The 19,716-nt window shown below is 54.9% G+C and carries 21 protein-coding genes; 14 read left to right on the top strand and 7 right to left on the bottom strand.

Features of this window, described 5'->3' with window-relative positions; all coding sequences use genetic code 11:
• Nucleotides 1-3: 3 nt before the first annotated feature.
• The 8 genes from acsC to QY332_16485 all read left to right on the top strand — a co-directional run bounded on the left by acsC (nucleotide 4) and on the right by QY332_16485 (nucleotide 9,052).
• Nucleotides 4-1,323, top strand: a complete 1,320-nt coding sequence (acsC, locus tag QY332_16520; protein ID WKZ35218.1) for an acetyl-CoA decarbonylase/synthase complex subunit gamma — start codon at nucleotides 4-6, stop codon at nucleotides 1,321-1,323.
• A 55-nt stretch (nucleotides 1,324-1,378) separates the two neighbouring features.
• Nucleotides 1,379-3,313: an ASKHA domain-containing protein gene (locus QY332_16515; GenBank protein ID WKZ35217.1), complete on the top strand. Its 1,935-nt coding sequence runs from the start codon at nucleotides 1,379-1,381 to the stop codon at nucleotides 3,311-3,313.
• A gap of 41 nt (nucleotides 3,314-3,354) precedes the next feature.
• A complete protein-coding gene (locus QY332_16510) occupies nucleotides 3,355-3,921 on the top strand; it encodes a GNAT family N-acetyltransferase (protein WKZ35216.1) in 567 nt (188 codons plus the stop codon).
• A 34-nt stretch (nucleotides 3,922-3,955) separates the two neighbouring features.
• The gene (locus QY332_16505) at nucleotides 3,956-4,879 is read left to right on the top strand and encodes a dihydropteroate synthase (GenBank protein ID WKZ35215.1); all 924 of its coding nucleotides are present in this window, start codon (nucleotides 3,956-3,958) and stop codon (nucleotides 4,877-4,879) included.
• A 66-nt stretch (nucleotides 4,880-4,945) separates the two neighbouring features.
• The gene (locus QY332_16500) at nucleotides 4,946-6,439 is read left to right on the top strand and encodes a methylenetetrahydrofolate reductase C-terminal domain-containing protein (protein ID WKZ35214.1); all 1,494 of its coding nucleotides are present in this window, start codon (nucleotides 4,946-4,948) and stop codon (nucleotides 6,437-6,439) included.
• Between the two features lie 6 nt (nucleotides 6,440-6,445).
• On the top strand, nucleotides 6,446-6,724 hold the full coding sequence (locus QY332_16495; protein WKZ35213.1) for a hypothetical protein: 279 nt from the start codon (nucleotides 6,446-6,448) through the stop codon (nucleotides 6,722-6,724).
• A 16-nt stretch (nucleotides 6,725-6,740) separates the two neighbouring features.
• Complete coding sequence (locus QY332_16490) at nucleotides 6,741-8,129, top strand: NADP-dependent malic enzyme (protein ID WKZ35212.1); 1,389 nt, start codon at nucleotides 6,741-6,743, stop codon at nucleotides 8,127-8,129.
• Nucleotides 8,130-8,146: 17 nt separating this feature from the next.
• Complete coding sequence (locus QY332_16485; GenBank protein ID WKZ35211.1) at nucleotides 8,147-9,052, top strand: FAD-dependent oxidoreductase; 906 nt, start codon at nucleotides 8,147-8,149, stop codon at nucleotides 9,050-9,052.
• A 429-nt stretch (nucleotides 9,053-9,481) separates the two neighbouring features.
• Here QY332_16485 and QY332_16480 read toward each other — a convergent pair whose 3' ends face one another.
• The 5 genes from QY332_16480 to QY332_16460 form a co-directional block, all read right to left on the bottom strand.
• Nucleotides 9,482-9,925 carry a hypothetical protein gene (locus tag QY332_16480; protein WKZ35210.1) on the bottom strand — a complete coding sequence of 148 codons (444 nt, stop codon included), beginning with the start codon at nucleotides 9,923-9,925 and terminating at the stop codon, nucleotides 9,482-9,484.
• A gap of 65 nt (nucleotides 9,926-9,990) precedes the next feature.
• Entirely contained in the window at nucleotides 9,991-10,518 is a 528-nt protein-coding gene (locus tag QY332_16475; GenBank protein ID WKZ35209.1) for a cytochrome b/b6 domain-containing protein, read from the bottom strand.
• A complete protein-coding gene (locus QY332_16470; GenBank protein WKZ35208.1) occupies nucleotides 10,518-10,838 on the bottom strand; it encodes a cupin domain-containing protein in 321 nt (106 codons plus the stop codon). The genes QY332_16475 and QY332_16470 overlap by 1 nt, the downstream gene beginning before the upstream one ends.
• Nucleotides 10,839-10,919: 81 nt before the next feature.
• Nucleotides 10,920-11,105, bottom strand: coding sequence for a hypothetical protein (locus QY332_16465; protein ID WKZ35207.1), 186 nt, complete (start codon nucleotides 11,103-11,105; stop codon nucleotides 10,920-10,922).
• Between the two features lie 42 nt (nucleotides 11,106-11,147).
• Nucleotides 11,148-11,312 carry a hypothetical protein gene (locus QY332_16460; protein ID WKZ35206.1) on the bottom strand — a complete coding sequence of 55 codons (165 nt, stop codon included), beginning with the start codon at nucleotides 11,310-11,312 and terminating at the stop codon, nucleotides 11,148-11,150.
• 516 nt (nucleotides 11,313-11,828) lie between these two features.
• Between QY332_16460 and QY332_16455 the strand changes: the two genes are divergently transcribed.
• The 4 genes from QY332_16455 to QY332_16440 are packed head-to-tail and all read left to right on the top strand — an operon-like array spanning nucleotide 11,829 to nucleotide 15,784.
• On the top strand, nucleotides 11,829-13,253 hold the full coding sequence (locus QY332_16455) for an efflux RND transporter periplasmic adaptor subunit (GenBank protein ID WKZ35205.1): 1,425 nt from the start codon (nucleotides 11,829-11,831) through the stop codon (nucleotides 13,251-13,253).
• Nucleotides 13,250-13,960, top strand: a complete 711-nt coding sequence (locus QY332_16450) for an ABC transporter ATP-binding protein (GenBank protein WKZ35204.1) — start codon at nucleotides 13,250-13,252, stop codon at nucleotides 13,958-13,960. Before QY332_16455 ends, QY332_16450 begins: the two co-directional genes overlap by 4 nt.
• On the top strand, nucleotides 13,957-15,171 hold the full coding sequence (locus QY332_16445; GenBank protein WKZ35203.1) for an ABC transporter permease: 1,215 nt from the start codon (nucleotides 13,957-13,959) through the stop codon (nucleotides 15,169-15,171). The genes QY332_16450 and QY332_16445 overlap by 4 nt, the downstream gene beginning before the upstream one ends.
• Before the next feature lie 22 nt (nucleotides 15,172-15,193).
• Nucleotides 15,194-15,784 carry a hypothetical protein gene (locus tag QY332_16440; protein WKZ35202.1) on the top strand — a complete coding sequence of 197 codons (591 nt, stop codon included), beginning with the start codon at nucleotides 15,194-15,196 and terminating at the stop codon, nucleotides 15,782-15,784.
• A gap of 94 nt (nucleotides 15,785-15,878) precedes the next feature.
• Here the strand turns inward: QY332_16440 and QY332_16435 are convergent, their stop codons facing one another.
• Together QY332_16435 and QY332_16430 are read right to left on the bottom strand one after the other, a co-directional pair.
• Entirely contained in the window at nucleotides 15,879-17,024 is a 1,146-nt protein-coding gene (locus tag QY332_16435; protein WKZ35201.1) for an ATP-binding protein, read from the bottom strand.
• Nucleotides 17,021-17,704 (bottom strand): response regulator transcription factor, encoded by a 684-nt coding sequence (locus tag QY332_16430; GenBank protein WKZ35200.1) that lies wholly within the window; start codon nucleotides 17,702-17,704, stop codon nucleotides 17,021-17,023. Before QY332_16430 ends, QY332_16435 begins: the two co-directional genes overlap by 4 nt.
• A 208-nt stretch (nucleotides 17,705-17,912) precedes the next feature.
• On the opposite strand from QY332_16430, the gene QY332_16425 reads away from it, so the two are divergent.
• Nucleotides 17,913-18,416: a FixH family protein gene (locus QY332_16425; GenBank protein ID WKZ35199.1), complete on the top strand. Its 504-nt coding sequence runs from the start codon at nucleotides 17,913-17,915 to the stop codon at nucleotides 18,414-18,416.
• Between the two features lie 59 nt (nucleotides 18,417-18,475).
• Nucleotides 18,476-19,708 (top strand): cytochrome c peroxidase, encoded by a 1,233-nt coding sequence (locus QY332_16420; protein ID WKZ35198.1) that lies wholly within the window; start codon nucleotides 18,476-18,478, stop codon nucleotides 19,706-19,708.
• Nucleotides 19,709-19,716 lie beyond the last annotated feature (8 nt).

Raw genomic sequence — 19,716 nt, 5'->3', positions numbered from 1 at the left:
ACCATGGCGCTCTCAGGAATTCAAATCTACAAAATGCTCCCGCAGACCAACTGCAAGGAATGCGGCTTTCCCACCTGTCTTGCGTTCGCGATGAAACTCGCGGCAAAGCAGGTTGAACTCGGCACATGTCCCTACGTCAGCGAAGAATCGAAAAAACAACTGGCTGAATCCGCCGCGCCGCCCATCCGCCTCATCACGCTGAAGTCAAACGGCACCGAGGTCAGGGCCGGCAACGAAGTCGTGCTGTTCCGTCACGAAAAGACGTTTTTCAACAAGCCCGGCCTTTTTCTGCGCGTTAAAGCCAGCGACCCCGGCATCGCTAAAAAAGTTGCGACCGCCGATACCTATAAAGTCAATTACGTTGGCATGGATTTAACGATCGACGGCTATGCCATCGAAGCGGATGGGGATTTACCTGCGGCTGTCAAGGCTGTTCGGGAAGTGACAAAACGTCCGCTCATCCTGGTTGGAGGTGACGCATCGCTTCTGGACTCAAGCCTCAGCCTGCTCGCTGGCGAAGGGACATTGATCTACGCCGCAGATTCATCCAACTGCGAAGCCCTGGCAGATGTTGCAAAGAAACACAAAGCCTCACTCGTCGTCAAAGCGGAAACACTCGAGGCCCTTTCCGACTTGACTCAAAAAGTCCAGGCACAGGGCGTGGAGGACATGGTGCTCGACCTCGGCGGGAAGAATCTCGGCGAATGGCTGAAACTTTCCACCCAAGCCCGGCGCTTGGCGCTCAAGAACTTCCGCCCACTGGGGTATCCCACCATTTTCTTCGCCGCGCAAAACGGCACAGACAAGGAAGCCGTCTATGCCGCGCAAGCCATCGCGAAGTATGCGGGCTTTGTCGTTATCGACACCTTCGCGCCTGAGATGATCTATCCCTTGCTGGTCCTGCGCGAGAACATCTACACCGACCCGCAGAAACCAATCCAGGTCCAGCCTGGCGTGTACGAGATCAACTCGCCGAAACCCGAAAGCCCGGTACTCGTTACCACCAACTTCAGCATCACGTACTTTGCGGTTGCGAATGAGGTGGAAGGTTCGGGTCTGCCTGCCTGGCTGGTCGTCACCGACGCGGAAGGCATGTCCGTGTTGACCGCCTGGGCGGCGGGCAAGTTCGATGCGGAGCGAATCGCCAAAGCCATCAAGGGCTTCGACGTGGCAAGCAAGGTCAGCAAAAAACGACTCGTTTTGCCTGGCCATGTCGCGGTGCTTTCCGGCGAAGTGGAGGAGGAACTTCCGGATTGGGAGGTCCGCGTCGGTCCGCGCGAGGCGGTGGATCTGCCCGCGTTTATGAAGCAGGCACTCAATTAAGTTTGAAAGGCTGGCAGGTTGAACACCCCAGCCTTTCAAACCTTTCCACACAAGCATGAAACACGTCATCACCTTTACCGGCGAAAATATCAACGCCACAGTCAAAGTTCCGACAAATACATTGTTGGCAGAGGCCGCGCATATTGCCGGCATTGACATCGGTCAGCCGTGCGGCGGGCAGGGACGCTGTGGGCGTTGTGCGGTGCAGGTGACGCAGGGTGGTGTCCGTCGCAGGAGCACCCTTCGACTTTCAGATGCAGATATTGCCCGGGGCTATGCACTTGCCTGTCAATCCGTTGTTGAAGGTGATGTTGTAATTCATGTCCCGCCGCAGGAGAAGATCGAGCGGCGTCTCACCACCGACCGCGTCGTTGCGGAAGTCACAGTTCCAGAAGGATACGATTATCTACAAGTCCAAACCATTCGCCGCATTCACCTGGAATTGACCCCGCCCAGCATGGACGACCAGACGGATGATTGGTCGCGCCTGCAAACTGCCCTGCGCCTCCAATATACCTTTATGCAGGTATCCTGTTCCCTGAACCTGCTCCAAAATCTGGGCAGGGTCCTTCGCGCAGGCAATTGGAAAGTGACCGTTGTTTTGGATGTGTTCAATGTGATCCAGGGCGGTGAAATTGACCAGGCTGTAAGGCTGATTGACCTGCAGCCCGGCCACCTGGACGAGTATTCGCCGTTGTGGGGGACCGCCATTGATATCGGCACAACAACCATAACAGCCTGGCTTGTTGATTTGGTCAGCGGGCAGGTCAGGGCACAGGTTGCAGAGTACAACGGTCAGATTGCGCGCGGGGAAGATGTGATCTCACGCATTATTTATGCCGACAAGAGCGGCGGTGGACAGGAACTCCGTCAGCGCGTGCTCGAATCCATGAAATCACTGCTTGAAACAGCATGTAAGCGAGTGAAGACAAAGCCGGAGAGTATTGTCAAGGCGACCATTGCGGGCAACAGCACAATGATGCACCTGTTACTGGGCATCTCTGCGGGAAGCATCCGCGTATCGCCATTCATTACCGTCGTAAACCACCCGCCTGTGATGACAGCTCGCGAGGTTGGTTTGAACATACACCCCGATGCCAGTGTAGATTGCCTGCCGGGTGTGGCAAGTTATGTAGGTGCGGACATCACCGCGGGCGTGCTGTCTTCCGGTATGGATACAGCCGAAGACACAACCTTGTTCCTCGATGTCGGAACAAACGGCGAAATTGTTTTGGGTGATCGAGACTGGCTGGTCACCTGTGCGTGCTCAGCAGGACCTGCGTTTGAAGGGGCGGGTGTCGTCAACGGTATGCGGGCGACGCAAGGCGCCATCGAAGAGGTATGGATCAACAGCGAAACGCTCGAACCGACGTACCGCGTCATTGGCGCGGGGAGGCCGAAGGGAATCTGCGGAAGTGGATTGATCTCCCTGCTTTCCGAGGCGTTCTTAACCGGCATCCTGGATAAGGCTGGGAACGTTAATTTAATGGCAAACAGTTCAAGGGTCCGCGAAGGAACGCACGGCGGCGAGTATGTTGTCGCGTGGAGTAAAGAGTCCGAAGCGGGTGAGGATATCGTCCTGTCGAGGGTTGATGTTGATAATTTATTGCGTGCCAAAGCCTCCATCTATGCGGGGTTTTCTGTGCTTGCCGAAACGGTCGGGATTTCGCTGGAGGCTGTTTCCAAAGTATTGGTGGGCGGCTCGTTTGGAAAATACATCAATGTTGAAAAAGCGGTACAGATCGGCCTTTTACCCGATATGGACTGGTCACGCTTTGAGTTTCTTGGCAATACCTCTGTGAAAGGCGCGTATTATGCGCTGCTCGATTGGCACCGGCGCGAACGGATTACCGAGATCGCAAAACGCATGACCTATATTGAACTTTCAGCGGATAATTCCTTTTATGAGGCGTTCACATCCGCATTATTTCTGCCGCATACGGACATGGATAGATTCCCGTCTGTGAAAGCTGCATTGCAAAAGAATTGATGTTCCGCGGTTCAGCCGTGGTAGACAAGGAGAAGACAACCATGCTGCCAGACCAGATCAAAACCTTTCGAGAGATGGTAACACTCAAGGATGGAGTGTACGTGTTACTGAGACCCATGGTTCAAACGGACCGCCCGCATTTGGACGAACTCTTTCTGCCGGTTCGAAAGGAGGATATGCGCTACTTTCGGCACGATGTCAAAGACCCGCAGGTCTTGCAGGAATGGTGTGACAACCTGAACTATGACGAGGCCCTGCCGTTGCTGGCGCTCGTCAAGGAGCATGCCGTGGGTAGCGGCTCTCTGCATTTCTTCAAGGGTCCCAAGCGGCATATTGCGGAAGTGCGCCTGTTCCTTTCAAAGGAGTATCGCAAGCGCGGGCTTGGAATGAAAATGATCCGCGTGCTGGTGGAATTTGCCCGCAAACAGGGACTTTCGACCCTGATCGCAGAGATCATTGCCGACAAGACAAAAGTTGTACGCGCCTTCGAGCAGCTCGGTTTTGTCTCACAGTGCATCCTCGAAGATTATTTCATGTTCCCCGATGGCGATTGCGCGGATGTCGTTTTTATGACAATGCGTCTCAAACCGCGCGCCGACGAGTTCTAAGAACGAGTTGCACTCAACCAAGAAGGAGGTAGGTATGTATATCATTGGCGAAAACATTCACATCATTTCCGAGAAGGTCAAGGAGGCACTGGCCGGCAGGGACCGCGAGTTTTTCATGGATCTGGCAGTCAAGCAGGTGGAGGCCGGTGCGAAGGCGATCGACATCAACCTCGGTCCGCGCAAGAAGGATTGGGCGGAGGTCTTCCCGTGGATCGTGGAAACGGTCGAAACTGTCGTGGACGTACCGCTTTCGATTGACACCACCAACGTCGATGGTATGGAGGCGGCCTTGCAGAAGATCACCAAGGCACAGCCGATCCTAAACTCAACCTCGGCCGAACCTGAACGCCTGGAGAAAATTCCTCTGCTGGCGAAGAAGTACAACGCCAGGGTCATCGCGCTTACGATGCGGAGCGAAGGCATCCCCGTCGAAGCGGATGCACGTGTCACCATCGCGGTGGAGACGCTGATTCCCCGTATGTTGGAGATCGACCTGCCGATGGAGAATCTCATCATCGATCCGCTTGTGCTGACCGTTTCCGGCTGCCAGCAATACTGCCCGCATCTCATCGAAACGGTTCGGACCTTGCAATATGCCTGGGACCCCGCCCCCAACATCTCGGTCGGGTTGTCGAACGTCTCGAACGCCGTCCCGAACGAGAACCGTCCGCTCGTCAACCGCGTCTATCTGGCCATGCTGATGGGCGTCGGCTTGCAGATGATGATCGCCAATCCTTTCGATGAAGAACAGAATAAGGTCATCCACTGGATAGAGACGAAAGACACTAGTAGTCCGCTCGCCAGTGTCTACAATAAGATTGCAGATCGAATCGCGGCAGGCGGAGAACCACAGATCGAGGATTTCGACCTGTCCGACCCCGAACAGTCCGCGATTTGGAAGACCACGCAGATCCTGCTAAACAAGGTCATCTACGCGGATTCGTATTTGATGAACTAGACGGTGGACGCTGGACTGCAGACCGTTGACCGTCTGCGGCCCAGCGTCTCTCCGAAGGAGGCACCCATGCCCGTATTTACCCCCGGTCGCCGCTGGCAGCCGCCGTACCTGCCGTTCAAGCGCGAGCCGTTCAACCGCCGCGCGCTGGCAACAATCGAAAAGGCCATCAAAGGCCCGCTTTTCGGATGCCGCATGTGCGGCAACTGCCTGCTTCAGGAGACAGCCTTCATCTGCCCGATGGAATGCCCCAAAGGCGAACGCAATGGTCCATGCGGAGGTTCGACCAAGGAACATTGTTACGTGGATGAGACCCGTCCGTGCATCTGGTACAAGATCTATGAACGCTCCTTCCGAATGGGACGGGAAGAAAAATTGCTTGAAGTCCTGCCGCCGCTCGATTGGGACAAGGTGGGCACGGAAACATGGGGCGATGTATTCGGCAGGGTGAAGGAGATCGGGGTGGGCAAGGTCGCCAGCGGACTGCTCTTCAAACCTGAGGAAGTCCGCTACAAAATGTGGGACGACATCTTCGAGCCGATCCGCGAACCCGACTGGTGGCAGGGTGATAACCAATACCATGCTCCGAACTATGTCGGGCCTGTCTCCGAACTCGAACGCAGACTCAAGGCTGGAGAATTTGTCGTCACTGCCGAAGTCGCACCGCCCGTCTCCTGCAAGACCGACAAGATGTGCATTCACATCGAGAAGATAAAACCCTACGTCGCCGCCATTAACTTCACCGACAACCCGTCTGCTTCACCGCGTACCGCCTCCTGGGCCTGCTCGAAAATGGCGCTCGATCGCGGCGCGGAACCGGTCATGCAGATCGCGGCGCGTGACCGCACGCGTGTCGGATTGCAATCGGAAGTCATGGGCGCCTATGACCTTGGCATCCGCAACATCCTGTGCATTTCCGGCGACTCGATGAAGATGGCTCCCAGCCCGCGCGGCAGAATGGACGTGATCGACGTCGACTCCATCCAAATGCTGTGGATTTTGCGCCGCATGCGAGACGAAGGCAGATACATGGACGGACGCGAGATCAAGACCCCCCCACAATACTTCCTTGGTGCGGCAGCTTCGCCCTTTGCAAGCGAGCCGAAGTTTCAGGCATTACGCGAGCACAAAAAGATCAACGCGGGCGCGCAGTTCTTCCAGACCAACCTGGTCTACGACGTGGAGCACATGGAAGTCTGGCTGAACGAACTTGCCAAGCGCAACATTCTGGACAAGGTTTATATCCTTGTCGGCATCACGCCACTCAAGACTTTCAAGATGGCAAAATACATGCACGATGAAGTGCCGGGCGTCTCCATCCCATTCAATCTCATGGCACGTATGGAGCGCGCCGGCAAGGATGGCAATGCACAGGAGGAAGGAGTACAGATCGCACTCGAGTTGATCGAAAAGATAAAGAAGTTCGAAGGCCAGGGTGTTCACGGCTTGCACATCATGGCGGTCGGCTGGGAGGACATCGTGCCGCGCATCATCACCGAAGGCGGTGTCCTGCCGAGAGGTTTTGCCGCGCCCGCACCAGCGGATGAAATGGCACCGGCATAAGATGCCATGTCTCTGCGAGGCGTTGTTAAGAAAGCCACGGGACAGGATGTCCATGTTTGTCATGCCTGTAATGACTGTGATATTGAAACACATACAGACATGGATGTCCCGCTGTCGAGCCTGATCCAGCTTGTGATGCTGAATGACGAAGAGGCGCTTCACTGTCGGACCCTTTGGTCTGATCCCGTCATGGAAGCCTCTCGCGGCGCCTGCAAGCGCGGACTCGACTTGTGCGCAGTGATGATCGCCCTCCGCGAAGAGTCATTGCGAAGGAAAGGATTATAAAAGAAGGAGGAAGAACATGAATACAGAGGAACTGCTTGCAAAAGCGAAGAAACCCTCTGCCGATGCAATGAAACTGCATCCGTTCTACCGGGGGAAGATCGAAACCAACCTCAAATGCACCGTCCACAGTTTCGATGATTTTGCCATCTGGTACACGCCCGGTGTCGCCGCGCCCTGCCGGGCCATCCAGGCCGACCCTGAACTGGTTTACGAATTCACCAACAAGTGGAATACCGTTGCCGTGGTCAGCGATGGGACACGTGTGCTTGGTTTGGGTGATATCGGACCAAAGGCAGGCTTGCCCGTCATGGAAGGCAAAGCCCTGTTGTATAAATATCTGGGCGGCGTGGACGGCGTTCCCATCATGCTGGATACCAAAGACCCCGACGCCATTATCAACACCGTGATCATGCTCCAGCCCGGGTTTGGCGGCGTCAACCTCGAAGACATATCCAACCCAAAGTGCTTCTACATCCTCGATACCCTGCGCGAGAAGGCGGAGATTCCCATCTGGCATGACGACCAGCAGGGTACAGCCACAGTGACATTGGCGGGACTCATCAATGCCTTGAAGGTGGTCGGTAAAAAAATGGAAGATGTCAGCATTGCCTTCATCGGCGCTGGGGCATCGAACGTCGCCTGCTCGCGCCTGATCTTCGGCTGGGGCGCCGACCCCGCCAAGTGCTATGTGGTCGACACCAAGGGCATCCTCGGCAAACACCGCAAGGACATCAAGATGCGCAAGGCCGAATACAAGGACAAATGGAAACTGTGCAACATCACCAATGCACAAGGGCGTGAGGGCGACATTCCCGATGCGATGAAAGGCGTGGACGTGGTCATTGGTCTTTCCAAACCCGGGCCTGATGTGCTTCTCCCGGAATGGATAAAGTCGATGGCAAAAGACTCGATCGTCTTTGCCTGCGCAAACCCGGTGCCTGAGATCTGGCCCTGGGTGGCGAAAGAGGCAGGTGCGGCCGTGGTCGCAACCGGGCGTTCCGACTTCCCGAATCAGGTCAACAACTCGCTGGGCTTTCCCGGCATCTTCCGCGGCACGCTGGATGTCCGCGCGCGCACGATCACGGATGAGATGTGCTTTGCCGCCGCGCAGGCCATGGCGAACCACGTCGGTGACCGCCTCGCGCCTGACTTCATCCTGCCGGATATGGACGACTGGGAGGTCTTTCCAAGGGAAGCCGCTGCCGTGGCCATGAAGGCCATCGAGCAGGGACTGGCACGCATGGAGACCACCTACGAGGAGGAATTCCAGCGTGCTTCGAAGATCATCAAACGCTCACGCGACATGACGAAGTGCATGATGGAGGAGGGCTTCATCGCCGAGCCGCCCGCAGATGATGACGATCATACCGAAGTGGATATGGAAACGATCAAGGCCGCTTATTAGGCGAAAGGAGAAAACCCATGTACGACTTGATCATCATCGGAGGCGGACCCGCAGGTCTGACAGCCGCGGTGTATGCCATCCGTAAACGACTGAATGTCCTGCTCGTATCGAAGGACCTCGGTGGCAAGACCAATTATCGCCTCGCCCTGCCTTGGATCGAAGATTACCAGGTCATCAAGGGGCTGGAGGTCGTCAACAAGTTCCGCACCGAGCTGGAATATCAAGATTTTGCCCGCCACATTGAAGCCGTTGAGAAGGTTGAGAAGAAGGGGGAGCACTTTGTGGTCACAACCAAAAACGGCGCGGCATTGGAAGCCAAGGCTGTGATCCTTGCCACGGGAACGCGCCAGGTGCGCATGAATGTGCCCGGCGAAAAAGAGTTTACGATGAAGGGATTATGCTATTCGGCCCTGTCCTATGCGCCGCTCTTCATTGACAAATCCGTGATCGTAATCGGTGAGGAGGAACTGGCCTTGCGCTCGGCGGGCGAACTCTCCACGATTGCCAGGGAAGTGACGATGGTCTGTGCCAATGACAACATGCTGGGATCGGCGCTGGGACGAAAGCTGCAGGAAGCCGGCAATGTGAAAATCATGAAGGATTGCGAGATCGTGGAAGTGCAGGGGGATGAATATGCCCGAACGTTGATCCTCAAGGACAAGGCCGGCAAACTCAGGGAATATCCAGCCGACGGCATGTTTGTGGAAAAAGCGCTCACTCCAAACACGGACATGGTGAAGAAGCTCGTCGAATTGGATAAACAGGGACGCATCATCGTTGACAATGAATGCCGCACGAACATCCCCGGTCTCTTCGCGGCGGGTGACGTAACGAACTGCTACGCCGAGCAGGTACTCATTGCGGTTGGCGAAGGTGCCAAGGCTGCGTTGAGCGCTTATGATTATCTGCTGCCGAAGCTTTAGCGGGTAGTTCCACCGTAGTAAATCAGGCAACGCCTGCCCAGCCTGATTTACTACAGTGTTTCTTAAGCAACGAGGATATGCAGATTTACAGGTGGGTGTAATTCTCCCAACCCATGTACGTGGAAAAGCTTCATCCAGGGCCGCGGCTACATGTCCCATTGTCATTGCAACGTGATGTTCGAATCCATTTTTGCATAGATATGCCAGTAGTTACTGCAATTCCGCTGTGTGGACAACGGCGCGATTCCCGAAGGTGTCCACACAGCGGGGTGTTGGTCAGTTCACATCGGTGTAGTCCCGGATCATACCGTTGACATCACCTGTGCAGACACGGGCGTAGGTCATCGGTCCGGCTACGGCTCGGCCCGCCATTGCTCCATATGTATTTTCTTCGCCGAGGGTGGTTCCAAAAATCGAGGTGGTCTTTATTTAAATATCCGGGATAAAGGTTTTGGCCCGGTTACCGCAATGAAACAAGACACAACTGCCAGGATCATCATTATAGTTTTTGTTCCAATCTACGAGCGCGCCGGGGGAGTCGGATGCCAATTGCAGAGCATACATTGAGACCACGCCGGTGATGTCTGTTTCGCAGGCGGAGGGCATGAGTTGGTTGCTCATCAGGGTGCAGGCATTGACACCGTAACTTTTCTGTAGAGACGTCCAGCATTGGAGCGCGGTCGCCTGAATGTCATTGGCTTGCATCCAATCTGATATGACGACCCCCCAGCTTTCCTGATCACATTTTGGACAGGTCCCCTGAACCACCGTGCTCTCTAGGGTGAGACAGAGTTCGTGTTCCTCGGTTTGAATTTCCTCGATGATAAATAGGCGGGTATTCAGCAGCAGATAAGGCAGATTGATGGTGTCCATACAAATATAACCCCGCACTACACGTTCGATTCACATAAATTGGGGAAGAGCTCTTTTTAATCCGATTATTTTTCGTACCACATGCGGGCGAGCAGGTTATCTTTCAACAGGAACTGATGATAGAGCGCCGCGCCGACGTGTAACAAGACGAGCAGCAATAAAGCAGGCGCAATGAAGCCGTGCAGCATCCGCGCTGTGAAATCGAAGAAATCCGCAGGGAGCGGCGCGCTTGAACCGCCAAAGACAATTGGCACCAGACCCGCCTGCATCGAAAGCGACATGCCGCTGACCGCTGTCAGAAAGACCAGCAGATACAAGGCGTAATGCACCACTTTACCGATCCAATCGAAGAAGGCATTGCCTGCGGTGACATGTGCAGGTTTGGGGAGTTTCATGCGTGTGATGAACCGAGTCACGATCACCACCAGCGTCAAAAAACCCACACCCATGTGCGATGCCAGCGGCATAAGTTTGTTCGCATCGTTTGGCAGCCCGCTCATGGATTTGCCCATCACAAATGCGGCAACCACCAGAAACACAACCAGCCAATGCAAGGTAACTTGAACGGGATGATAGCGTTTGGGTGCATTCATTATTGCTCTCCCTTCGCGCCCAGAAACACCATGCGCGTCTTTGCATTCATGCCGCGTTTTGCGCCACTCGGCACCACTACCGTCACACCGGGTTTGATGGCAAAGGTTTCATCGTCCACCGTCATCAAGCCTTCGCCTTCGAGAAAGTGATACATCGCCGCCTCACTCGGGTGAACGGGAATTTGCCCGCCTGCCTCCAGCCCCACCACCAGCGACTTGAACTTTGGCGTGTCGATCAAGAACTGCGGCTTGGGTCCATCTGCCGCAAAGACCGCTTTTGATTTGGTTTCAACAAAATAGATTTGACTTGTCTCAGACATATCGTCTCCTTTGATATGCCTGACTTTAATGGAAGTCCCCGCTTCATACCCCGACTTTTGTCGGGTTTTTCAACCCAATCTTTATTCTCCCCGAAGCATGGCTCGCTCCGCCACGCCCGTGTGGTTCAGAATGCGGATGTACTGCTTATCCATTTCTATCAGCCCAGCCTTTGTCAGTTCGCGGAGGACGTGGCTGAGCACATCGGGCACAGTGCCCAAATGTGTGGTACGTTCGGTTTGATTTCTCCAACGGCGGCGTTCGATCACATCCCCTTCGGCTGAATCCAGCAGAAGTTTGGCAAAGGGTGCTTACACGGTTTTCAACGACAAGTCCACCGCAAGCGTGACTAGGCTGATGATCTTATCTGCCATGTTGCCAATGATCTGCAACGCCGTCTGCGGATACTTCATTACCACCTCTTCCAACGCACCGCGTTCCAGGGTTGGGATGTTTCGCCAGCACGCCGATCTCATTGAATACCTCGCCTGCATCCCAAAAACGCAACACCTGTTTCCGTCCATCAGACGCGGTTCGCAGGGCTTTCAATGAACCATATTGCAGATAATATAAAATGGATTCGGTATCCCCTTCCCAAAACACTACCGCATTGGGTGGAAACACTTTCCATACCGCGCTCTTCGACAGAGCCGCAAGAGTCGCGTGATCCAGTCCGCGCAGGAATTCAAAGTCTTGTAAACCTTTGATGGGAAAAGAAGAATCAGTCATGTCAGGAAGCGTAGCCTGTATCTTTATGTTGGTTGAGTACTAATCTTGTTTTTGTAACATCATAACACCCATCGAAATCAGCGTAAAGATAATAGACAGGATCGCCTCACACCCAACAGGATTCTCCGATCGATCGTTGCGCGCAGTCTCCGATCTGAACTCAGGTCGGAGACCTTTTTTCTTGACACACCCTTCTATCATTCTTTACACAACCTTTACATGCGTTTGCTATCCTTCAGAAAATATAACGTCTGGAGAAACTCATGCGCAACCTGCTAAAAAAACGCTGGAGCCTGCCGCTCCTTTTTGTCCTTCTTGCCGCCCTCGGTGTTTTGGGATACAGCCTGCAAACGACTTCGCAAACCGCAGCTGCCACTGAGGCGCCCCTGCAAACGGCAAAAGTCCGCACGGGGGATCTTTCCATTACTGTGAATGGGTCTGGAAATTTGGTCGCCGCCGCGCGCGTGGAGTTGGGATTTCGCACAGGCGGCACGGTCGTCCGTGTGCCAGTGGAGGTCGGCGCGGAAGTGGAGCAGGGAGCGGAATTGGTCGCCCTCGATGACAGCGCCGCCCGCCTGACCCTTGCCGAGAAGGAACTCGTCCTGCAAGCTTTGATCTCGCCCGATGCGTTTGCCAATGCGGAGATCGCCCGCATAAACGCCCAAGCCAGCCTCGATAAAGCCGCCACCGAACTGCAATATCTCATCAGCCCGTGGGCCTATAACGAAGAAGTTCGCCTGCTCGAAGCCCAGCACACATTGGACGAGAAGAAATCGGGCAATGCATCTGCCGAAGAGATCACTCTTGCAGAAGATGCCGTAACCCGCGCCGAAACCAATTTGAACAGTGCGCGTTCCGCATACGTCAACGAATATGCTCCCGCTACTTTTTCATTGACGTACCGAGACGCTGTGACAGGCGAAATTGTGAAAACGGTCAATCTTCCCACCGATGATATGGTCAACCTCGCGCGCGCCAAAGTGCGCTCTGCTCAACTGGCACTGGAAGATGCCCGCATCTACTACTCGCGCTTGAGCGGAAATACCGACCCGTGTGCCGACCTGACCTCTTACGGTACATTAACCTCGAAATTGACTTCCGCCTGCCTCGCCGTGCAATCGGCTCAATACTCGCTGGATAATACGCATCTGACCGCCCCGACAGCGGGTACGGTGACCAGTGTCAATGCTTCCGTTGGTCAGGCGGTCGGGACTGCGCCCGTGGTTGCGATTGCCTCCGATGAGTTTTTCATCCACTTTTATGTGGAAGAAACCGACCTCGCGTTTGTGCAGTCAGGCTTGCCCGTGCGCATTGTATTTGACGCCTACCCTGAGCAAACCTTTGAAGGCATCGTCACACGTGTGGACCCCGAACTGGCAGTCGTCAGCAGCACACCCTATGTCAGCGTATGGGCGGAGGTAAACCTCCCAGCGGGGCAAAACTTCCTCGGCGGTATGACAGCCGAAATTGAGGTGGTGGCGGGCGAAGCCCAATCCACTTTGCTGATCCCTGTGCAAGCCTTGCGCGAACTCGCCCCAGATTCGTATGCTGTCTTCGTCCTGCAAGCAGATGGCACGCTCAAAATGACGCCTGTGAAGATCGGCTTGCGCGATTTTGCCAATGTGCAAATTTTGGAAGGATTACAAAAAGGGGATGTTGTGAGCACGGGTGTGGTGGAGACCGAATGAATCCGCTCATCGAATTGCAACGCCTGACGAAAGTGTACGGCGACGACCCCGAAGCACAGGTGTTCGCGCTGAACGATCTGAGCGCGTCCATTCAATACGGTGAGTTCGTTGCCATTATGGGACCCAGCGGATCGGGTAAATCCACTCTGATGAACATCATCGGCTGTCTCGATCGCCCGAACTCAGGCACATACCTGCTCGATGGGCGTGATGTAAGCGGGCTGGATAAGAACGAACTGGCGGATGTCCGCAATCAGAAGATCGGGTTTGTCTTTCAATCGTTTAACCTCCTGCCGCGCCTCTCCGCATTGGACAATGTGCTTCTGCCAATGCTCTACGACATCAACGTGGATTTGAGCAGTGAAGAACAGAGAACCCGCGCCGCTGACGTGTTGACTTCCGTAGGCTTGGAAAAACGGATGCATCACCACCCCAACCAGCTCTCTGGCGGGCAGCAGCAGCGCGTCGCCATTGCCCGCGCACTTATCAACCGCCCGCCGTTGATCCTTGCCGATGAGCCGACAGGAAACCTTGATTCAAAATCCAGCGTGGAGATCATGGATTTACTACACACCCTGCACAAAAGCGGCGTGACCATCGTCATGGTGACGCATGAACCTGATATTGCCAAACACGCAGGGCGCATCATCTGCGTCCGCGATGGGCAGACGGTGGATGACGGTCACTGTGCGGAGAAACAATCATGAAATTTCAAAAAATCCTACGCATCGCCTGGGAAGGGTTGATGCTCAACAAAGTCCGATCCTTCCTGACCACATTGGGAGTCATCATTGGCGTTGCTTCAGTCATTGTGATGATGTCCATCAGCGCGGGCGCAGAAGCCGCCATTGCGGAGCAGATCAACTCACTGGGTGCCAACCTGCTCATCGTCTCGCCCATGCGCGGCGTGCCAGGGGCGGCGCGTACACTCTTATATGAAGATGCCCTCGCCATCTCTGAGCAAGTCATCGGCATCAGTGGTGTTTCCGCCGAACAAGCGCCTGCCCCGCAGACGGTCAAAGCCAATGGCATCACACTCGAATCGATTGCCATTGTCGGCACCACAGCAGACTTCCCCGCTGTACGTGATTACTCCGTTGCCGAAGGCGTGTATTTCACCGAAGCGGAAAATGACCGAAAACTCAAAGTGGCTGTATTAGGCGCAGGGTTGGCAAAAGATTTGTTTGGCGAAGAAAGCCCACTGGGGCAATCCATCACCGTTGACAGCACCAAACTGACCGTCATTGGTGTGATGCAAACCAAAGGCGTCGTCGCGGATATTGACTACGACGGACGCGTGTACCTGCCGATCAGTGTGGTCTTCCAAAAATATATGACCACAGGCTCGGTCATGCGTGCCGACGCCGTCCGAACGATTTACGTCAAAGTGGAGAGCCAGGAAAAGATCGACAGTGTCACCACCCAGATCACCAGTCTGCTTGCGACGCGGCATGATGTAGACCCCGCCAAGCCCGATTTCACCATCCAAACCCAGCAAGACATCATCGCCACACAAGAAGCCGCCACCGCCGCATTCCGCGACCTGCTGGCATGGGTGGCGGGCGTTTCGCTCGTCGTTGGCGGTATCGGCATCATGAACATCATGCTGGTCAGCGTCACCGAGCGCACCCGTGAGATCGGTTTGCGCATGGCGCTCGGTGCGCGCCCGAACGACGTGCAAACCCAATTCCTGCTCGAAGCCATCATCCTCAGCCTCGTTGGTGGGTTGGCGGGCGTCCTTCTCGGTGTGGGCGGCTCACTGCTCTTTGGCGCGTTCGGCGAAATGCGCACCGCCCTCGTCCCGCTCTCCATTCCGCTCGCATTTGGCGCGGCGGCAGCCATCGGCATCTTCTTCGGATACTACCCCGCCACCCAAGCCGCCATACTCGATCCCATCGTGGCATTGCGTCACGAATAATCATTGAAAAAAGGAAACTGACATGACTCGCAAACTTTTTATCCTCCCCATCTTGATCATTTTGCTGGCAATCTCCGCCTGCGCTTCTGACTCACCCGAGGCTGTTTCGCCATCCAATGAGCCATATGCCAGCCCCAATCTGGATACGACCTACCCCGAAGCCCTGCCCGTGCGCCTGCAACTCACCCTCGGTTCGCTCATGCTTGCAGAGACGCCCAACGCCATCACTCCCGCACAAGCCGCCCAATTGCTCCCATTATGGCAGGCGCTCCAAAGCCTGACCAGCTCTGGCGCCAGCGCCACTGCTGAAACCAATGCCGTGCTCGCCCAGATCGAAGCGACCATGACGTCAGAACAAATCGCTGCCATCCGCGCCCTGCAATTGACCTCCACCACCATGCAAGAGTGGACAGCCGCCAACGGCATCACCCTCGGCTCGGGTGAAGGAACAGGTATGGGCGGCGGGCAGGGACAGAGTCTTTCACCTGAAGCGCGCGCCACCCGTCAGGCAGAGGAAGGCAAAACGCCTAGTGAAACTGGTAACAGCAACGGCGCATCTGCCGCGTTGACGCAGGCATTGATCGCGTATCTTGATGGGATTGCTGCCAAATAGCCAAATCCCTGCTGAGATCTGGCACACAAAAAGGAACCTGGTGGATTATTTCCATCAGGTTCCTTTTTGTTGTTGGTCGGTTTTTGCTTTGAAATTATCCCCCCAAAGGCAGGGTAAAGATAAATTCGCTGCCTTTATTTTCACCCTCACTCTCCACCCAAATTTTTCCGCCTTGCGTTTCTACGAGATGTTTCGCTATCGTCAGCCCGATGCCCGAACCGCCATGCGTGCGCGAACGGGATTTGTCCACGCGGTAGAAACGGTCGAAGATGTGCGCGAGATGTTCGGCAGGGATTCCAATACCCGTATCACGGATAGAGAATTTCGCCACAGATTTTTCGTGGACGACGGTCACGGTCACCGTGCCGTTTTGGGGGGTGTATTGCAAGGCGTTGCCAAGCAAATTGGTGAGGATCTGCAGCGCGCGGTCTTCGTCCGCGAGGACAAGGATCGGGTCGCGTGGCAGGCTGAGGCTAAGAGCGACGCGTTTTTCATCGAACTGGAATTGCATCCGTTTGAGGGTCGTCTCAATGAGGCGGGAAACATCCACAGGGTGGATATCCAATGAAATGGCTTTCGACTCGACACGGCTGAGTTCCTGCAGATCGCTGACAAGTTTATTGAGGCGTTCGGCTTCGTTGTGGATTTGCTGGAAGGTTTCATCGTTCGCGGGCAGCACGCCATCCATGAGCCCTTCGGCAGAACCTTTGATGGCGGTGAGCGGCGTGCGGAGTTCATGCGCCACATCGCCGATGAGACGACGGCGCATCGTTTCCACCTGTTCGAGCTGCTCGGCCATTTGATTGAAACTTGCCGCAAGCTGACTCAATTCATCCGTGCCGTGCGAACCTACGCGTTCGTCATAGTGACCTTCGGCAATGCGCTGGCTGGCGCTCTTCATGCTTTGCACAGGCGCGATTATATTACGGCTCAACACATAACTCGCGACCAACCCAACCAATGAAGCGGCAATGAACGCAATCAGTAGAGACTCATTGAACGACGCCTGAAAGTTCTGGTAAAAATCAGCCATCATGCCGCCCTGCGGTCTGCGCCCCTGCCCTTGCCCCATCATCATCTCACTGCCCGTAAATTGCGATTCCATAAATTGTAAATGGCGTTGGAATGCGGTGGGTGTTGTGAAGCGGGTTGTGATCCAAATTGCCGCCATGCCGATCAGGATCACCAATAAATATGATGCAAATAATTTAGCGGTTAAGTGCGAACGAAAATAGTTCATAACACCTCATCATCAAACCGATAACCGACACCGCGCACGGTGGCAATATACTCGGGGTTGCCCAACTTCGAGCGCACGTGCCCGAGGTGCACATCCACCACGCGGATTTCGCCAAAATATTCGCCACCCCACACTTTCTCGAGCAATTGCTCGCGCGACATCACCCGTCCGCGATTTTCCGCGAGTGCGCGCAGCAGATCAAATTCGATGGCAGTCAATTCGATGGATTCATCTTCCACCGTGACCTGGCGCGCACCAATGTCAATGCGTACATGACGAAAGGACAACACACCTCCTTCTCCGCCCGCGCTTGTTCCTGCTCCGAGACGCCGCAGCGCCGCCTTGACTCGCGCCACCAGTTCGCGCGGACTGAATGGCTTGGTCACGTAATCATCCGCGCCGACGGAGAGACCGACGATTCTATCCGTTTCTTCGGTGCGAGCTGTGAGCATGATGACGTACACATCGGACTCGCGGCGCAGTTTGGTGAGCAGTTCCAATCCGTCCATGCCGGGGAGCATGACATCGAGAATGACAAGGTCAGGCTTGAACGTGCGGGCAGCTTTAAGACCTGCCACACCATCTGCGGCAGTGAAAACTTCGTATCCTTCGGGTTTTAGGTAGGCTTGCACAAGATTTATGATGGAGGGTTCGTCGTCAATGACAAGAATTTTGGTCATATGGAAATTGTACCTTTTATACGCTTAAATGTATCGAAATCAGGTAAATCGCAAATAAAGTCTTTATAAAGATTCTGTAAAGAACCCCAAAATCGAATTGACTGGGGGATATAGGACGATTAATATCCGCAATCATTCTGTCCGTCAGAAACAGCAGACTGAAGTCTGCACTCCGTTTTAGAGATACCACACCAAAGGAAGGTTCTTCATGAATTCCCAGAACAAAACGATTATTGTCACTGCTGTTGTAACGGCGGTATTGGTACTTATTGGCTTCTTTGTATTGATGCCCGTCCTCGGTCCGCGCTTTATGCACCCGATGGTGGAGCGAATGCATGGCGGTGGGTCAGGCACTTCCACCAGTGACCTGAACACCGACACCACACGCACCACGAACAATGGCGCGTTCGTGGTTTCATTCAAAAGCGAACTAGACCCGATCGCTGTCGGCTCGATGCACTCGTGGATTTTGCACGTCGAAACGGCTGACGGCAAGCCTGTGGAAGGCGCGACCATTTTGGTAGATGGCGGGATGCCTGACCACGGTCACGGTCTGCCCACGTCACCGCAGGTGACACAGGACATGGGCGGCGGCGATTATCTCGTCGAAGGTCTGCGTTTTCAGATGGGCGGCTGGTGGGAGGTGAAGTTCAACATCAGCGCCGATGGCGTGGAAGATAACGTCACGTTCAACATTATTTTGGGCGGGTAGTTCCCCCCATCCCCAGCCCTTCCCCCAATTTGGGGGAAGGGAGTTTGTTGGAGTATTGCATGAAAAAGAAAGTGCTTCTTGCTGGCGTACTGCTCATGCTTTCGGCGGGGATTTTGCTTGGGTGCGCGAATCAAACCTCCCCGTGGTCTGAGGCGGAGGAGGAGTTGATGCGCACATTGTGGATCGAGTCCCTGCCTGCGTTGCCGCCTGATCCAACCAATCAATATGCCGATGATCCGCGTGCGGTGGCATTCGGCGCGAAATTATTTTCCGATACCCGTTTCAGTTCGAACAATGAAGTTTCGTGCGCCACCTGTCACATCGCATCGAAAGATTTTCAGGATGGTTTGCAACTCGCGCAGGGCGTCGGCACGACAGACCGCCGCACCATGCCGATTGCGGGCACAGCCTACAGCCCGTGGCTGTTTTGGGATGGGCGCAAGGATAGCCAATGGGCACAGGCGTTGGGTCCATTGGAAAACCCCGTGGAGCACGGCGGCACGCGCACCTTCTATGTGAAGTTGATTCAGGCGCACTACAAAGATGAGTACGAAGTGTTGTTCGGCGCATTGCCTGATTTTTCAGATGAGAGCCACTTCCCCATCCCCGCCGCGCCGATTGATGATGAAGTTGCCGCCGCGAATTGGACAGGCATGAGCGAGGCAGACCGCGAAGCCGTGACGCTCGTGTATGTCAACATGGGCAAGGCGATTGCCGCTTTTGAGCGCACCATCATGCCTGGGACTTCGCGCTTCGATCTCTACGTGGAAGCGGTTCTGGCAAATGACATCGCTGCCGCCCGCGACATTTTCACTCCCGATGAAGGAGCAGGCTTGAAATTATTTTTGAACGAAGCGAACTGCACGCGTTGCCATAACGGTCCGTTGCTGACGGATAACGACTTCCACAACACAGGCGTGCCTGCGTTGGCAGGCCTGCCCGAAGACACAGGGCGCACACGCGGCGCCCTGCAGGTGCTTGCGGATGAATTCAACTGTCTGAGCAGATACAGTGACGCCGCCCCCGAAGATTGTAAGGAATTGCGCTTTATGCTTACGGAGGGCGAAGAACTGGAACGCGCCTTCAAAACCCCGTCGTTGCGGGATGTGGCAAACCGCGCGCCGTTCATGCATGCAGGTCAATTTGCCACGCTCGAAGAGGTGCTAAATCATTATCACTTCGCGCCTGCCTCACCCAGCGGACATAGTGAATTGGAAATGATTCACATTGGTCCCAATGGACAAGCTCAACTTGTGGCGTTCTTAAAAACGTTGACGACGATGGGAAGGTAGTGAGGGAG

The sequence above is a fragment of the Anaerolineales bacterium genome (assembly GCA_030583885.1).
In the GTDB taxonomy this organism is placed as follows: domain Bacteria; phylum Chloroflexota; class Anaerolineae; order Anaerolineales; family Villigracilaceae; genus Villigracilis.
The sequence above is the reverse complement of the archived record's forward strand: the minus strand, read 5'-3'. Positions and strand labels throughout refer to the sequence as shown.

Coding starts and splice junctions, on each gene's coding strand:
- acsC (WKZ35218.1), top strand. CDS start 4: ATGGCGCTCTCAGGAATTCAAATCTACAAAATGCTCCCGCAGACCAAC.
- QY332_16515 (WKZ35217.1), top strand. CDS start 1,379: ATGAAACACGTCATCACCTTTACCGGCGAAAATATCAACGCCACAGTC.
- QY332_16510 (WKZ35216.1), top strand. CDS start 3,355: ATGCTGCCAGACCAGATCAAAACCTTTCGAGAGATGGTAACACTCAAG.
- QY332_16505 (WKZ35215.1), top strand. CDS start 3,956: ATGTATATCATTGGCGAAAACATTCACATCATTTCCGAGAAGGTCAAG.
- QY332_16500 (WKZ35214.1), top strand. CDS start 4,946: ATGCCCGTATTTACCCCCGGTCGCCGCTGGCAGCCGCCGTACCTGCCG.
- QY332_16495 (WKZ35213.1), top strand. CDS start 6,446: ATGTCTCTGCGAGGCGTTGTTAAGAAAGCCACGGGACAGGATGTCCAT.
- QY332_16490 (WKZ35212.1), top strand. CDS start 6,741: ATGAATACAGAGGAACTGCTTGCAAAAGCGAAGAAACCCTCTGCCGAT.
- QY332_16485 (WKZ35211.1), top strand. CDS start 8,147: ATGTACGACTTGATCATCATCGGAGGCGGACCCGCAGGTCTGACAGCC.
- QY332_16480 (WKZ35210.1), bottom strand. CDS start 9,925: ATGGACACCATCAATCTGCCTTATCTGCTGCTGAATACCCGCCTATTT.
- QY332_16475 (WKZ35209.1), bottom strand. CDS start 10,518: ATGAATGCACCCAAACGCTATCATCCCGTTCAAGTTACCTTGCATTGG.
- QY332_16470 (WKZ35208.1), bottom strand. CDS start 10,838: ATGTCTGAGACAAGTCAAATCTATTTTGTTGAAACCAAATCAAAAGCG.
- QY332_16460 (WKZ35206.1), bottom strand. CDS start 11,312: ATGAGATCGGCGTGCTGGCGAAACATCCCAACCCTGGAACGCGGTGCG.
- QY332_16455 (WKZ35205.1), top strand. CDS start 11,829: ATGCGCAACCTGCTAAAAAAACGCTGGAGCCTGCCGCTCCTTTTTGTC.
- QY332_16450 (WKZ35204.1), top strand. CDS start 13,250: ATGAATCCGCTCATCGAATTGCAACGCCTGACGAAAGTGTACGGCGAC.
- QY332_16445 (WKZ35203.1), top strand. CDS start 13,957: ATGAAATTTCAAAAAATCCTACGCATCGCCTGGGAAGGGTTGATGCTC.
- QY332_16440 (WKZ35202.1), top strand. CDS start 15,194: ATGACTCGCAAACTTTTTATCCTCCCCATCTTGATCATTTTGCTGGCA.
- QY332_16435 (WKZ35201.1), bottom strand. CDS start 17,024: ATGAACTATTTTCGTTCGCACTTAACCGCTAAATTATTTGCATCATAT.
- QY332_16430 (WKZ35200.1), bottom strand. CDS start 17,704: ATGACCAAAATTCTTGTCATTGACGACGAACCCTCCATCATAAATCTT.
- QY332_16425 (WKZ35199.1), top strand. CDS start 17,913: ATGAATTCCCAGAACAAAACGATTATTGTCACTGCTGTTGTAACGGCG.
- QY332_16420 (WKZ35198.1), top strand. CDS start 18,476: ATGAAAAAGAAAGTGCTTCTTGCTGGCGTACTGCTCATGCTTTCGGCG.